The organism is Longivirga aurantiaca, from assembly GCF_042660085.1.
In the GTDB taxonomy this organism is placed as follows: Bacteria; Actinomycetota; Actinomycetes; order S36-B12; family CAIYMF01; genus Longivirga; species Longivirga aurantiaca.
Map to the genome: position 1 here is coordinate 1 of NZ_JBHSTI010000003.1, position 14,474 is coordinate 14,474.

The window sequence follows — 14,474 nt, forward strand, 5'->3', positions numbered from 1 at the left end:
CCTCGACCCGGACGACGAAACGCTGCGCCGCCCGCCCTCCGACGTCCCTCCGACCGGAGGGCGGGCGGCCGACGCCTCAGGTCCGCGCGGGGATGAGCCCCGAGCGGCCCGAGCCGTTCGTGAGGTCGACCGCATCGATGGTGAACGAGTGCTTGCCCTTGCCGAGGCCGGTCCGGCGGCGACGAGCCCCACCAGCGGGACGGCGACGGCGGCGGCGCCACTGACGGTGGATCGCTGCACGGTTCCTCCTTCCACGCAGGCTCCGTCGCCCGGCTCGTCGCGCGGTCCCCGAGCCCTGTGGCTCTCCGCTGCGGCAGCCTGCGACGCCGACGGGGCAGCGCGGTACGGGACGAAGGTGCCGGTACCCGGGAACACGACGGCCGAGGATTGAGTTGACGGTTCAACCACCGAGCCGACCGGAAGGCCCCCGATGACCGAGCCCACGCACGTCGACTGGATCCGCGCCGCCCGCGCCTCGCACGAGCGCCTGTCCGGGATCGCCGCCGGTCTCACCGAGGACCAGCTCGTCGCGCAGTCGTACGACACCGAGTGGACCGTGGCCCAGGTGCTCTCGCACATCGGCAGCGGCGCCGAGATCTTCGGGCTCATGGCCCAGGCCTCGCTGGCGGGTGCCGACTCGCCCGGCAGCGAGCAGTTCCAGGCGGTCTGGGCGGTCTGGAACGCCAAGAGCCCCGTGGCGATGCGCGACGACGCGCTCGCGTCGAACACCGCGCTCGTCGAGCTGTTCGAGGCGATCACCCCCGAGCAGGCGGCCTCGGTGCAGATCTCGTTCGGCCCCTTCTCCGTCGACATCGCCGGACTCGTCCGCATGCGGCTGAGCGAGCATGCGCTGCACACGTGGGACGTCGCGGTCTTCCTCGACCCCGCGGCCGCCGTCGCCCAGGACGCCGCGGCCCTGCTGCTGCCGGGCCTCGGTCAGATGGCGGAGCGGGCGGGCAAGCCGGCCGACCCTGCGTTCTCGGTGCGGCTCGTGACCACCGACGGCCTCGGCGCCTGGGCGGTGCGGGCCGGCGCGACGGCGGAGTTCGGCGCGGCCGACGAGACGGCGTCGTACGACGGAGAGGTGTCCCTGCCCGGCGAGGCCCTGCTGCGCCTCATCGCGGGTCGGCTCGACGTCGACCACACACCTGCCGGCATCACCGAGTCCGGCGTGCGCGGGCTGGCCGACCTCCGCCGGGTCTTCCAGGGGCTCTAGCGCTCGAGCTGGATGCCTGTGCGTCACCTCTGGGGGCCTCCCAGGCATCCAGATCAGGAAGCCCCGGCTAGGTTCGCGGCGTGGGCGAGCAACGGGTTGTCGTGGTCGGGGCAGGTCTCGGCGGGCTGCGCGCGGCCGAGGCCCTGCGGGCGCAGGGGTACGCCGACGAGCTCGTGGTGGTCGGCGACGAGCCCTACGCGCCGTACAACCGGCCGCCCCTGTCGAAGGAGGCGCTGGCCGACGAGATCGCGCACGACCGGCTGGAGTTCCGCCGCCGGGCCAGCGTGGACGACGTGGTCTGGCGGCTCGGGGAGACCGTGACCTCGCTCGACCTCGACGGGCGGACGGTCGCGCTCGGCTCCGACACCCTCGCCTGGGACGCGCTCGTGCTCGCCACCGGCGTGAGCGCACGTCGTCTGCCCGTGCCGGGGCCGCCGGCGACCGCGGCCGCGGGCCGGCACGTGGTGCGCACCCTGGACGACGCCGTGGCGCTGCGCGAGGCGCTGCGCCCGGGCGCCCGCGTGGTGGTGCTCGGAGCGGGGTTCATCGGGTGCGAGGTGGCGGCGACAGCGATCGGCCTCGGCTGCCACGTCCGCGCGGTGGCGCTCGACCCCCTGCCGATGGTCCGCCCGCTCGGCCCGATGCTCGCCGCCGAGCTGCAGCGCCGGCACGAGGCGCACGGAGTGGTGTTCCACCTGGGCGTGGGGGTGGCGGAGATCGTCGGCGGCGACCGCGTGACCGGCGTCGTGCTGTCGGACGGCACCGCGCTCGAGGCGGACGTGCTGGTCGAGGCGCTCGGATCCCTCTGCAACGTCGGGCTGCTCGAGGGGAAGGGCTTCGACCTCTCCGACGGCGTGCTCGCCGACACCGCGCTGCGCCCGCTGCAGGACGGGGTGCCGCTCGACGGCGTGGCCGTCGTGGGCGACATCGCGCGGTTCCCGCACCACCGGTTCGCGGACGGCGCGCAGCGTGTGGAGCACTGGAGCGTGCCGACCGACACGGGCAAGCGGGCCGGTGCCGTGCTGTCGGCGTACCTCGCCGGGGAGGGCTACGACGCGGTCGTCGCGGCACCGTTCGACCTGCTGCCGTCGTTCTGGTCGGACCAGTACGACATCCGGATGCAGTCCTTCGGGATGCCCGGCCTCGCCGACCCGGACGGCATCCGCCTGCTCGAGGGCGACCTTGCCGCCGACTGCATCGTGGGCTACCACCGCGGCCACGACCTCGTGGGCGTCGTCGGCCTCGGGATGCTCCGCGAGCTCACGGCCTACCGCCCCCGGCTCGGCCGCACCCGCCCCTGACGCTGCCGGATCCTGCGGGGACCCTTGACGGCTCGGCGACACCCCCCTAGTGTCCCGTTCGGATCCAAACGATCTCCCAGCACCGTCGCCGGACCCGACCCGAGGAGCCCTCATGCAGCCGACCCCCGTGCCCCTGGACCAGGTCGACCTCGCCGATCTCGACGCGTTCGAGAGCAACCAGGCGTGGGGGATGTTCGACACGCTGCGGCGCGAGGCCCCCGTGCACTGGAACCCCGAGCACGACGGCGGCTCCGGCTTCTGGTCGGTCACGCGGTACGACGACATCGAGATGATCGACAAGGACCCCGAGACCTTCACCTCGATGAAGTTCACCAACCTCGAGGAGCCGCCGGAGGAGTTCCAGGAGCTCCGTCGCTCGATCCTCGAGACCGACGGCCCGCGGCACCTGTCGCTGCGCAAGCTCCTCATGCGCGACTTCAACCCCGCGCAGCTCCGCCGCTACGAGGACTTCCTTCGCGGCCTCGCCGCGCTCACCGTCGAGACGGCGCTGCAGCAGGAGGAGATGGACTTCGTCGACGCCATCGCCGCCGACTACCCGATCGCCGTCCTCGCCCGCCTGCTCGACACCCCCGAGGAGATGACGCCGCAGCTCATCTCGTGGGGCAACGAGATCGTCGGCTTCTCCGACCCCGAGTTCGCGCGCGTGCTGGTCAACAGCGAGGAGGCGGAGAAGTACCGCCACCTGCCGTTCAGCTCGCCGGTCTCGCAGGAGATCTTCGAGTACGGCCGCAAGCTCGCCGCCGAGCGCAAGGGCGGCGACGGCGAGGACCTCGTCAGCAAGCTCGTCAACCGCATCCCCGAGGACGGCATCCCGCTCTCGCCCGAGCACTTCGACAACTACTTCCTGCTGCTCGTGGTCGCCGGCAACGAGACCACGCGTCAGGCGATCAGCCACTCGATGAAGGCGCTGATCGACAACCCCGACCAGATGCAGTGGCTGCTCGACAACCCGGACAAGTACCCGCAGGCCATCGAGGAGCTGCTGCGCTGGGCCTCGCCGGTCTACCACTTCCGCCGTACGGCGACCAAGGACGTCGAGCTGCACGGGAAGACCATCAAGGAGGGCGACAAGGTCGTCATGTGGTTCGCCTCGGGCAACCGGGACGAGACCAAGTTCGACGACCCGTACCGCCTCGACCTCAGCCGATTCCCCAACGACCACATGACGTTCGGCAAGGGCCCGCACACCTGCATGGGCTCGAACCTCGCGCGCTTCGAGATGCGGATCATCTTCGAGACCCTGCTCCCGCGGCTCGTCTCGATCACCCAGACCGGCGACATCCGTCGCGTGCGCAGCAACTTCGTGAACGGCATCAAGGGCTTCCCCGTCCGTATCGAGTCGAAGAAGGCCTGAGCATGACGGGCACGAAGACGACCGTCCGCGAGTACGAGGGCGACATGCTCGTCGAGGCGGCCGACGTGGTCGCCGAGGACGTCGTGGCCCTCACGCTGGTCGACCCCGACGGCGACCCCCTGCCGGCCTGGACGCCGGGCGCCCACGTCGACCTGATCATGGAGGGCGGCCTGGTCCGCCAGTACTCCCTCTGCAGCAGCCCTGGCGACAGCCGCACGATCCGGCTGGGCATCCTGCGGGCGCCCGAGAGCCGGGGCGGTTCCGCCTACGTGCACGAGAAGCTCTCCGTCGGCTCGGTGGTGCGCGTCCGAGGGCCGCGCAACCACTTCCCGCTCGTGGCCTCGCCGCGCTACATCTTCATCGGCGGCGGCATCGGCATCACCCCGATTCTGCCGATGGTGGCCGAGGCGGAGGCTTCCGGCGCGGACTGGCACCTCTACTACGGCGGTCGCGCCCGGTCGTCGATGGGCTTCGTCGACGAGCTCGCGCAGTACGGCGGCAAGGTCACGCTGGTGCCGCAGGACGAGGTCGGCATGCTCGACCTCGCCACCGTGCTCGGCGACCCGCGCGACGACACGCTCGTGTACGTCTGCGGCCCCGAGGGCCTGCTCTCCGCCGTCGAGGCGAAGTGCGGGGCCGACTGGCCGGCGGGGGCGCTGCACCTCGAGCGCTTCGCCGCCAAGGAGATCGAGGCCCCGGCCGAGGGTGAGCGCTCGTTCGAGCTCGAGCTCGCGGCCTCCGGGGTCACCCTCACGGTGCCGCCGGACAAGTCGATCTTCGACGTGATCCTCGACGCCGGCATCAGCGTGCTCGGCTCCTGCCACGAGGGCATCTGCGGCACCTGCGAGCAGATCGTGCTCGAGGGCGAGGTCGATCACCGCGACTCGGTGCTCAGCGCGTCCGAGCGCGCCGCGAACGACGCGATGATGGTCTGCGTCTCGCGCTGCACGTCCGACCGACTCGTGCTGGACCTGTAGAGGAGATGACCATGAGCTCTCCGCGTCGCGCCTTCTCCGCCGCCTTCCCGTCCGACTGCTGGTACGCGCTCGCGCGCTCCGGCGACGTCGACCAGGAGCCGCTCGGCCTTCGGGCCCTGGGCCTTCCCGTCGTGCTCTTCCGCGCGGCCGACGGCAGCGCCGTCGCGCTCGAGGACCGCTGCGCCCACCGCGCCTACCCGCTGTCCGCCGGCGTCGTGGTGGACGGCGGCCTGCGCTGCGGGCTCTGCGGCTTCGTCTACGACGCCGACGGCCAGTGCGTCTCCGTGCCCACGCAGCCGCGCGTGCCGTTCGGCGCGAAGGTGGCGTCGTACCCCGTCCAGGAGCGCGACGGCCTCGTGTGGGTCTGGCTCGGCGAGCCCGGCCGGGCGCGCCTGGCCCGCGTGCCGGAGCTGCCGTGGCTCGACGACGAGGCGTGGGCCGGCGTCGGCGGCTCGTCCGTCGTCGCGGCCGGCTACCTCCTGCTCCACGAGAACTTCGCGGACGTGACCCAGGTGCCGTTCGTCGCGCCGGAGATCGCGCCCAGCGTGATCGCCGTCGCGCCGCCGCTCGACGTCGTCGTCACCGAGACCACGGTGACCCTGCGCCGCGAGTTCGCGCCCGCGCCGCTGCCGGCCTGGCAGGCCGATCTGCTCGGTGCGGGCGACGCCGCCTTCGAGACGCTGCAGGAGGGCTACTTCCTCTCGCCGGCGGCGTGGGTCGACCGCTGGGACGTGACGGGCGCCGATGGCACCACGGCACGCCTCCGCTTCACGCACCTGGTGACCCCGCTCGACGAGGGGCTGTCGCAGCTGCACTGGCAGGTGGACCGCGACTTCGCCGTGGGCGACGACGGCGCGGACGACCTCATGCTCGAGATGTTCGGCGACTACTACGACCGCGTCCTGGTCGCGATGGAGACCGCCCAGGAGGTGCTCGACGTCGACGGCCCCGGCCCCGAGGTCAACGTGGCGGCCGACGTCGCCGCGCTCAAGGTCCGCGAGATCGTCCTCGCCATGCTCGCCACCGAGTCCCCCGCCGTCATCACCACCCGCCGAGCCCGCCTCTGACGTTCGCGATGAAGGCGACCGTCATCCAATAGAACCGAACAATCCCGGCCATCATCCAGCGTTCTGGATGAAGGCGACCTTCATCCAATAGAGCCGAACAATCCCGGCCATCATCAAACGATCCGTGCTCCGCCGTACGGCGGCCACCGCAGCACCAGCCGCAGCACCGACCGACCGCAGCACCGACAAGGAGATCCCGTGTCCGAGCTCCAGGGGTTCGCCCCGCCGTACACCGTGAGCGGCCGCAGCGCGCTGATCCCGAACCCGCCGTGGTTCTACAGCGGCGACCTGCTGACCGTGGAGTACCGCACCGACGTCGAGAAGGTCCGCGCGCTGCTGCCCGCGGACGTCGAGCTCGCGCCCGAGGACCCGGGCGCGGTCGCGTTCATCTGGGCCGACTGGCAGTCGTGCTCGACCGGCGGCGAGGAGCTGCTGGACCCGGCCCGGTCGCAGTACAAGGAGGCCTTCGCGGTCGTCCGCTGCCAGTTCGAGGGCGTCACCTACTCGCGCTGCGCGCTCATCTGGGTCACCACCGACTTCGCGATGGCCCGCGGCATCCACCAGGGCTACCCCAAGAAGCTCGGCTCGATCCACCAGACCCGGCCCATGCCGTACGGCGCCGGCGCCCCGAGGATCGAGGCGGGCGGCCGGTTCGGCGCCTCCGTCGCGGCGTACGACCACCGCCTGGCCCAGGCCGTGATCACCCTGACCGAGCCCAGCGACACCAACGGCTTCGTCAACGCCCTCCCGATGCTGCACCACCGCCAGGTGCGCCCGATCGAGCGCGGCGCCACCGGCTGGGCGCTCGACGAGGTGCTCACGATGAGCGGCGCGTCGTTCGAGCGCGGCCAGGCCTGGAAGGCCGACGCGACCCTCGAGCTCTTCGACTCCCCGTGGGACGACGTCGCCTCCACGCTGCCGGTGCGCGAGATCATCGGCGGCTACTACTGCCAGGTCGGCACGAGCTGGGACGGCGGCAGCACCCTCGCCCACCGCTGACCCCCTGCACGACGAGGTGCGCGAGGCCCACCGGACAGCGGACCTGTCCGGTGGGTGCCGAGCACCTCGCGCGGCGCTGGCGCGGACGGCGTCCGGCGGGCTACTCCCACGCGCGGGTGAGCGTCTGCGCGCTGCAGCGCTGGGCGATCGTGCCCACGGCGGCCCGGCGACGGCGCTCGCGCAGGGCGCGGAGCACGCGCTGACGGCGCTCGACGTCGTCCTGGGTGGCCTGGTCGGCGATCGGCGGGATCGTGTGGCTGCTCATGGGGTCCTCCTGGGGCACGTCCGTTCTTCGTGCCCCGAGCCTTCCCGGACGGGCGGCAGGGGGCCTGAGTAGTCACTACCCAGATCCGGCGCCACCCATGCGAGTGACCCCGCGCGGAGTCCGCGACCCCCTACCCTGGCGTCCGGGCGGAGCACGGGGAGGGCGCGGATGGGCACGACCACGGTTCTCACGTGGCCCCTCGTCGGACGTACCGCCGACCTCGAGCGCATCGTCTCCGCCCTCGCCGACGACTCCGTCCGGGTCGTCCACCTCGTCGGCGACGCCGGCACCGGCAAGTCCCGCCTCGCCGAGGAGGCCCTGCGCGGCGCCGAGCTCGACGGCTACCCCGTCGCCCACGTCGCCGCCTCCGAGGCGGCGGCCGTCGTCCCCCTGTCGGCGCTGTCGCCCCTGCTGCCTTCCGGTACGTCGCCCGCGCTCGACCCGGGCGCCGTCCTCGACAGCGTCGTCGACCATGTCCGCGAGCTCGGGGACGGCGCCCGCGTGGTGGTGCACGTGGACGACATCGACCAGCTCGACGTCGTGTCGGCCGACCTCCTGGCCCGGCTCTGGCGCGACGGGCTCGTGGCCGTCGTGGCCACGCAGCGCACCGGCACCGCGACCCCGGGCGTGCTGATGACCGAGCAGCGCCGCGGCGGAGTCCTGCGCATCGATCTCGGCGACCTGCCGCGCCCGTCGGCCTCCTCGCTCCTGCACCACGTGCTGCGCGGGCCCGTCTCGGCGGGCGCCGAGCACGCGCTCTGGGACGTCGCGCAGGGCAACCCGCTCTACCTGCGCGAGCTGGTCACGAGCGCGGTCCTCGCCGACAGGCTCGCGCCGGTGGACGGCGTGTGGGTGCTCGACGGCGCCCTCGACGTGAGCGGAGGCCTCGCGGGGCTCGTCGCCGAACGCATCGGGCACCTCGACGCCGACGAGCGCGACCTGGTCGAGCTGCTCGCCCTCTGCGCCCCCCTCGGCGTGGACGAGCTCGCCGCGCACGCCCGGCTCGACGTCCTCGAGTCGCTCGAGGCCGGCGGCGTCATCCGTGTGAGCGCCGACCGGCGCCGTCAGCTCGTCACGCTCGCGCACCCCGTGCACGTGCAGGTGCTGCGCGGATCGCTCCCGCGGCTTAAGGCACGCCGGCTGCTGCTCGACCAGGTCGCGCGCACCGAGGCGCACGGATCCCGTCGCCGCGACGACGTGCTCCGCGTGGCCGCGTGGCGCCTCGACGCCACGGGAACGGCAGACCCGCGGCTACTCGTGGCAGGTGCCGAGCTCGCCCGCACGTCGCACGACTACCTGCAGGTCGAGCGGCTCGCGCGCGCCGCGCTGCTGCTCGAGCCCGACGCCGTCGCGAGCACGCTGCTCGGCGAGGCGCTGTACGAGCAGGGCCGGTTCGACGAGGCCGACGAGACGCTCGCCTCCGCCGCAGCGGCGCTGGGCGACGACCAGGCCTCGGGCGACGCCGTCCGGATCGCGCTCATGCACGGGATCGTGCTGTTCTTCGGGCTCGGCAGGTCCGAGGCGGCGCTCGACCGGCTCGGTGCCGCGTCGTCGGCCGTCGCAGGCGCGGGCCTCACGGACGACGAGGCGGCCGAGCGGACGGCGGTGCTCGAGTCGATGCGGGCCCTGCTGCTCACCCAGGGCGGGCGCAGCCGTGAGGCGCTCGACGCCCTGCCCGCGGAGCCGCCGTCCGACCCGGTGATGCGCGCGGTGCACGCCCGCGCCCACGCCTGGGCCCACTACCGCACGGGCGAGGCCGAGGCCGCGGCCGAGTCCGCGCTCGCCGCCTGGGAGGCGGGGATCCGCGAGGACGCGCCCGCCGGGCTCCTGCACCCCGCGGGCGACCTCATGGTGGCTGCCCTCGCCCACCTCGAGCTCGGCCGGCCGGAGGAGGCGCGCGCGCTCGCGGCCAAGGGCCGTGACGTCGCGATCGCCCAGGGCGTGCCCTTCCAGGCGGCGTGGCTCGCCTGGGCCGTGGCCACCGTCGACCTCGTCATGGGGTACGCCGAGGACGCCGAGGCCGCGTTCCGCGAGCTCGCGGCCACAGCCGGGCGAGGCGGCTTCGCGCAGGTGGAGCACCTCGCCGCCCTCGGGCTCACCGAGTGCCGCGCTCTCACGGGCGACGCCGCGGGTGCGCACGCCTGGTTCGACCGTGCGGAGGCGCTCCCGGCGGCGGCGCCGGCGTTCGCCCCCGCGACCGTGATGGCACGCGCGTGGCTCGCCTCGGCCGACGGCGACACCCGGCAGGCGGCGGCGCTGCTGCACGACGCCGGGCTCGAGCTGGCTGCCCGCGACGAGCTGCGCGAGGCCGCGGTGCTGCTCGACGAGGCGGTGATGTTCGGCGACCGCGATGCCGCCGAGGCCCTGCTCGTCGTGATCGACCGCGTGCCCACGCCCGTCGGGCGGGCGCGCAGGCTCCGGGCCCAGGCGCTGCTCACGGGTGCGCCGTCCGACCTCCTGGCCGCGGCCGAGGGCTTCGCCGGCTGCGGCTTCGTGCACTCCGCCGCCACGATGGCCGCGCGTGCCGCCCAGGTGCTGCGGGCCGATGGCGACCCGCGCGCGGCGGCCGCCGCCGAGGCCCAGGCGCGCGCCTGGGCCGACCTCTCGCCGGGCATCCAGGTGGAGGGCCTCGGCTCGACCGCCGGCGCCGCGCTCCTCACGCCGCGCGAGCGCGAGATCTCCTCGCTCGTCGCACGCGGCCGCAGCAGCAAGGAGGTGGCGACCGACCTCGTGCTCTCCGTCCGCACGATCGACAACCACCTCGCCAACGTCTACGCCAAGCTCGGCATCGCGGGGCGTGCCCAGCTCGCACCGGCGCTCGGCCTGGTCGATGCGGCGACCGCCGTACCGGCCGCGAGATCCGGGAGGGACCGATGACGCCCGAGGAGATCGATCTCGTGACGGCGAGCGCCGCGCGCGTCGCCCCGGCGCTGGGGGAGGTGTCGGCCGACTTCTACGGCCGGTTGTTCGCCGCCCACCCCGAGGTGCGCGAGATGTTCCCGGCCGACAACAGCGGCCAGGAGACGAAGTTCGCCGCCTCGATCGCGGCGATCGTCGAGGCCATGCCCGACTTCGTGGCGTTCGCCGACCGCACGGGCCAGCTCGGGCGCCTGCACGCCGCGCACCGCGTCACCGCCGGCCAGTACTCCGCCGTCGGCGCAGCCCTGCTCGAGGCGCTCGCCGGGGCCGATCCCGGCTTCGACGACGCGACGCGGGCCGCGTGGGCCACGGCGTACGACCTGCTCGCGGAGTCGATGCAGCTCGCCGCCCGCGGGTGAGGCCGGTCACCGCCGGACGACCCCGCCTGCAGGCCCCTGACCTGCGACGACGACCCTGGTCGCGCGGCCGGTCGGCTGCCGGGCCATGATCAGCCCGTTTGACAGACCGCCCCGTGGTGCCGTCAGACTCCCTGCGTACCGCGAGCGCGGTGCACCGCTAGATAAGGAGTGTCGTGCCCCCCAAGTCGAAGGCTGTCCGCCGTCTCGTGATCGTCGAGTCGCCGGCCAAGGCCAAGACCATCCAGGGCTACCTGGGTGACGGCTACGAGGTCGAGGCCTCGGTGGGGCACATCCGCGACCTCCCCAAGCGGGCCAGCGACATCCCGGCCAAGTACAAGGGCGAGTCGTGGTCGCGGCTCGGCGTCGACGTCGACCACGGCTACCAGGCGCTGTACGTCGTGGACGCCGACAAGAAGACCAAGGTCGCCGAGCTGAAGAAGAAGCTCGCGGACGCCGACGAGCTCCTCCTCGCGACGGACGAGGACCGCGAGGGCGAGGCCATCGCGTGGCACCTGCTCGAGGTGCTCTCGCCGAAGGTGCCCGTGAAGCGGATGGTCTTCCACGAGATCACCAAGGACGCGATCCAGCGCGCCGCGGAGGAGACCCGCGACCTCGACCAGAACATGGTCGACGCCCAGGAGACCCGCCGGATCCTCGACCGCCTCTATGGCTACGAGGTCTCGCCGGTCCTGTGGAAGAAGGTCATGACCGGCCTGTCCGCGGGCCGGGTGCAGTCCGTCGCCACGCGCCTCGTGGTCGACCGCGAGCGCGAGCGCATCGCGTTCCGCTCGGCGTCGTACTGGGACATCGAGGGGCTCTTCGACCCGCAGGCGTTCACCGCCAAGCTCGTCGCGGTCGACGGCAAGCGGGTGGCGTCGGGCAAGGACTTCGACGACCGCGGCACGCTGACCCGGGCCGATGCCGCGCACCTGTCGGAGGAGGCCGCCACCTCGCTCGCGGCTGCGCTCCAGGATTCGTCGTTCGCCGTGCGCTCGGTCGAGGACAAGCCCTACAAGCGCTCGCCCGCGGCACCGTTCATGACCTCCACGCTGCAGCAGGAGGCCTCGCGCAAGCTGCGCTGGGGCGCCCAGCGCACAATGCGCGTGGCGCAGGGGCTCTACGAGCGCGGCTACATCACCTACATGCGTACCGACTCCACCACGCTGTCGGAGTCGGCCGTGCAGGCCGCGCGCCGGCAGGCGTCCGAGCTGTACGGCGCCGACCACGTGTCGGAGGTGCCGCGCCGCTACGACCGCAAGGTGAAGAACGCGCAGGAGGCGCACGAGGCCGTGCGCCCCGCGGGCGACTCGTTCCGCACGCCGGCCGACGTCGCCGGCGAGCTGCGCGGCGACGACTTCGCGCTCTACGACCTCATCTGGAAGCGCACCGTCGCCTCGCAGATGGCCGACGCGCGCGGCCAGACCGCCACGATCCGCCTCGGCGCCCGTGCCGCCGACGGTCGCGACGCCGAGTTCTCGGCGTCCGGCACGATCATCACGTTCCGCGGTTTCCTCGCGGCGTACGAGGAGTCGGTCGACGACGACCGCGAGAAGGACGACGACGACGCCGAGCGCCGGCTGCCGAACGTCTCGGTCGGCGACACGATCACCGCCGTTCGGCTCGAGGCCGAGGGCCACTCGACCAACCCGCCGCCCCGCTACACCGAGGCGTCGCTGGTCAAGGCGCTCGAGGAGCGCGGCATCGGCCGCCCGTCGACGTACGCCTCGATCCTCGGCACGATCGTCGACCGCGGCTACGTCGTGAAGCGCGGGTCGGCCATGGTGCCGTCGTTCCTCGCGTTCTCGGTCGTGCGCCTCATGGAGGAGCACTTCACCCGGCTCGTCGACTACGACTTCACCGCGCGGCTCGAGGAGGTGCTCGACACGGTTGCGTCGGGCGAGACCGACCGCGTGGCCGTGCTCGACCGCTTCTACCGCGGCGACGCCGACTTCGCCGGCCTCCACCCGCTGGTGAACGACCTCGGCGAGATCGACGCGCGCGAGCTGGCGTCGTTCCCGATCGAGGGCTCGGACATCGTGCTGCGCGTCGGGCGCTACGGCCCCTACATCGAGCGCGACGGCGAGCGCGCCAACGTGCCGGCCGAGCTGGCCCCCGACGAGCTCACCGCCGAGAAGGCCGCCGAGCTCATGGCGATGCCCTCGCACGACCGCGAGCTCGGCGTCGACCCGGAGACCGGCCTCACGATCCTCGCCAAGAACGGCCGCTACGGCCCGTACGTGACCGAGGTGCTCGCCGAGGGCGCGCCCAAGTCGGCCAGGCCGCGCACGGGCTCGCTGTTCTCCGACATGTCGCTCGACACGATCACGCTCGAGGACGCGCTGCGCCTGCTGTCGCTCCCGCGCGAGGTCGGCGCCGACCCGGCGGACGGTGTGCTGATCACGGCGCAGAACGGCCGCTACGGCCCGTACATCACCAAGGACAAGGACTCGCGCTCGCTGCCCGACGAGGCGTCGATCTTCACGATCGACCTCGACGGTGCGCTCGCGCTGCTCGCCCAGCCCAAGCAGCGTCGCGGCCAGGCCGCGGCAAAGCCCGGCATCGTGGTCGGCATCGACCCGGCGACCAACCGCGAGGTCACGCTCAAGGAGGGCCGCTTCGGCCCGTACGTGACCGACGGCGAGACCAACGCCTCGCTGCGACGCGCGGACGACCCGGCCACGATCGGCATCGAGCGCGCCGCCGACCTCCTCGCCGAGCGACGCGCCAAGGAGCCGGCGCCGAAGAAGAAGGCTGCGGCCAAGAAGACCGCCAAGAAGGCCCCGGCGAAGAAGGCGGCTGCGAAGAAGACCACCGCCAAGAAGACGGCTGCTGCGAAGAAGATCGCAGCCACCGCCGACCCTCAGCCCCCCACCGGCGGCGGCACCACCACCACCCTCACCGTCGACTGACCCCCCGCCACCTGCCCTTGTCGACCCTGAGGGTCGATCACGGCAGTTGAACCGCAGTTCTCGACCCCTAGGGTCGATCTAGGCAGTTCGACTGCACGTTCTGACCCGTCCTCGTGATCTGGGTACGCCTGCAGCACCCGTGACTCCGCTCACCCGGAGGCCGTCCGCGCGTGCTCAGCGCCGCACGCCAGCACCGGTCGAGGCGGATCCGGCGTCCGGCAGCGACCCACGGACGTCCGGATCGTGCGAGGCTCACCCGATGACGAGACGGATCGAGGTCGGCTGCGACTTCATCTACGACTCCGCCGTCGCCACACCCACGATCTTCCAGGTACAGCCGTCGCCCTCGCCGGTCGTGACGCACGTGGTCGAGTCGTGGACGGCGCAGCCCACCATGGACCTCCGGTCGTACGTCGACGTCTACGGCAACCGGTGCACGCGCGTGGTGCTCCCCGCCGGCCGCTCGAGCTTCCGGTACGCCGCGGAGGTCGAGGTGCCCGACACGACCGAGGACTTCGACCTCTACGCGCCCGAGGTCGCACCGGACGACCTGCCGGACGACGTCCTCGTCTATACGCTCCCCAGCCGCTACTGCCTCCCCGACGTGCTCGCCAACGAGGCGTGGACGCTCTTCGGCGACGTCGCCCCCGGCTACGGCCGCGTGCAGGCGATCTGCGACCACGTCAACCAGCACCTCACCTTCCAGTACGGCAGCTCCACCGCATGGTCGACCGCGGCCGACGTCAACAGCACGCGCCTCGGCGTCTGCCGCGACTACACGCACCTCGCGATCTCGTTCTGCCGCGCCCTCAACATCCCCGCGCGGTACGTCTTCGGCTACCTGCCGGACATCGACGTCGCGGTCGAGCAGGTCGAGATGGACTTCGCCGCGTGGATGCAGGTGTGGCTCGGCGACCGCTGGTGGACGTTCGACCCGCGCAACAACGTGCGGCGCAAGGGCCGCGTGCTCATCGGCGTCGGGCGTGACGCGGCGGACGTCGCGATGGCCACGACCTTCGGCGGCCCCATCCTCGCCTCGATGCACGTGACCGCCCGCGATATCCCGCAGCAGTAGAGGAATCGGCTG

At 72.9% G+C, this 14,474-nt stretch carries 11 protein-coding genes; 10 read left to right on the forward strand and 1 reads right to left on the reverse strand.

Going from position 1 to position 14,474, the window contains the following annotated elements:
- Nucleotides 1–430: 430 nt before the first annotated feature.
- The 6 genes from ACFQGU_RS03400 (at nucleotide 431) to ACFQGU_RS03425 (ending at nucleotide 6,935) form a co-directional block, all read left to right on the forward strand.
- Nucleotides 431–1,216 carry a maleylpyruvate isomerase N-terminal domain-containing protein gene (locus ACFQGU_RS03400; protein ID WP_386763959.1) on the forward strand — a complete coding sequence of 262 codons (786 nt, stop codon included), beginning with the start codon at nucleotides 431–433 and terminating at the stop codon, nucleotides 1,214–1,216.
- Between the two features lie 80 nt (nucleotides 1,217–1,296).
- Nucleotides 1,297–2,517, forward strand: coding sequence for an NAD(P)/FAD-dependent oxidoreductase (locus ACFQGU_RS03405; RefSeq protein ID WP_386763960.1), 1,221 nt, complete (start codon nucleotides 1,297–1,299; stop codon nucleotides 2,515–2,517).
- A gap of 112 nt (nucleotides 2,518–2,629) precedes the next feature.
- Nucleotides 2,630–3,892: a cytochrome P450 gene (locus tag ACFQGU_RS03410; protein WP_386763961.1), complete on the forward strand. Its 1,263-nt coding sequence runs from the start codon at nucleotides 2,630–2,632 to the stop codon at nucleotides 3,890–3,892.
- Between the two features lie 2 nt (nucleotides 3,893–3,894).
- Nucleotides 3,895–4,869 carry a PDR/VanB family oxidoreductase gene (locus ACFQGU_RS03415; protein WP_386763962.1) on the forward strand — a complete coding sequence of 325 codons (975 nt, stop codon included), beginning with the start codon at nucleotides 3,895–3,897 and terminating at the stop codon, nucleotides 4,867–4,869.
- Between the two features lie 11 nt (nucleotides 4,870–4,880).
- Nucleotides 4,881–5,936, forward strand: coding sequence for a Rieske 2Fe-2S domain-containing protein (locus ACFQGU_RS03420; RefSeq protein ID WP_386763963.1), 1,056 nt, complete (start codon nucleotides 4,881–4,883; stop codon nucleotides 5,934–5,936).
- Between the two features lie 198 nt (nucleotides 5,937–6,134).
- Entirely contained in the window at nucleotides 6,135–6,935 is an 801-nt protein-coding gene (locus tag ACFQGU_RS03425) for an acetoacetate decarboxylase family protein (RefSeq protein WP_386763964.1), read from the forward strand.
- Nucleotides 6,936–7,035: 100 nt separating this feature from the next.
- Here ACFQGU_RS03425 and ACFQGU_RS03430 read toward each other — a convergent pair whose 3' ends face one another.
- A complete protein-coding gene (locus tag ACFQGU_RS03430) occupies nucleotides 7,036–7,200 on the reverse strand; it encodes a hypothetical protein (protein ID WP_386763965.1) in 165 nt (54 codons plus the stop codon).
- A gap of 168 nt (nucleotides 7,201–7,368) precedes the next feature.
- Between ACFQGU_RS03430 and ACFQGU_RS03435 the strand changes: the two genes are divergently transcribed.
- From ACFQGU_RS03435 to ACFQGU_RS03450, 4 genes are all read left to right on the forward strand, one after another.
- Nucleotides 7,369–10,077 (forward strand): LuxR C-terminal-related transcriptional regulator, encoded by a 2,709-nt coding sequence (locus ACFQGU_RS03435; protein ID WP_386763966.1) that lies wholly within the window; start codon nucleotides 7,369–7,371, stop codon nucleotides 10,075–10,077.
- Nucleotides 10,074–10,478 (forward strand): globin domain-containing protein, encoded by a 405-nt coding sequence (locus ACFQGU_RS03440; protein ID WP_386763967.1) that lies wholly within the window; start codon nucleotides 10,074–10,076, stop codon nucleotides 10,476–10,478. The genes ACFQGU_RS03435 and ACFQGU_RS03440 overlap by 4 nt, the downstream gene beginning before the upstream one ends.
- Before the next feature lie 173 nt (nucleotides 10,479–10,651).
- Nucleotides 10,652–13,387, forward strand: coding sequence for a type I DNA topoisomerase (topA, locus tag ACFQGU_RS03445; protein ID WP_386763968.1), 2,736 nt, complete (start codon nucleotides 10,652–10,654; stop codon nucleotides 13,385–13,387).
- Nucleotides 13,388–13,646: 259 nt separating this feature from the next.
- Complete coding sequence (locus ACFQGU_RS03450) at nucleotides 13,647–14,462, forward strand: transglutaminase-like domain-containing protein (protein ID WP_386763969.1); 816 nt, start codon at nucleotides 13,647–13,649, stop codon at nucleotides 14,460–14,462.
- Nucleotides 14,463–14,474 lie beyond the last annotated feature (12 nt).

Coding starts and splice junctions, on each gene's coding strand:
- ACFQGU_RS03410 (WP_386763961.1), top strand. CDS start 2,630: ATGCAGCCGACCCCCGTGCCCCTGGACCAGGTCGACCTCGCCGATCTC.
- ACFQGU_RS03415 (WP_386763962.1), top strand. CDS start 3,895: ATGACGGGCACGAAGACGACCGTCCGCGAGTACGAGGGCGACATGCTC.
- ACFQGU_RS03430 (WP_386763965.1), bottom strand. CDS start 7,200: ATGAGCAGCCACACGATCCCGCCGATCGCCGACCAGGCCACCCAGGAC.
- ACFQGU_RS03420 (WP_386763963.1), top strand. CDS start 4,881: ATGAGCTCTCCGCGTCGCGCCTTCTCCGCCGCCTTCCCGTCCGACTGC.
- ACFQGU_RS03440 (WP_386763967.1), top strand. CDS start 10,074: ATGACGCCCGAGGAGATCGATCTCGTGACGGCGAGCGCCGCGCGCGTC.
- ACFQGU_RS03400 (WP_386763959.1), top strand. CDS start 431: ATGACCGAGCCCACGCACGTCGACTGGATCCGCGCCGCCCGCGCCTCG.
- ACFQGU_RS03450 (WP_386763969.1), top strand. CDS start 13,647: ATGACGAGACGGATCGAGGTCGGCTGCGACTTCATCTACGACTCCGCC.
- ACFQGU_RS03435 (WP_386763966.1), top strand. CDS start 7,369: ATGGGCACGACCACGGTTCTCACGTGGCCCCTCGTCGGACGTACCGCC.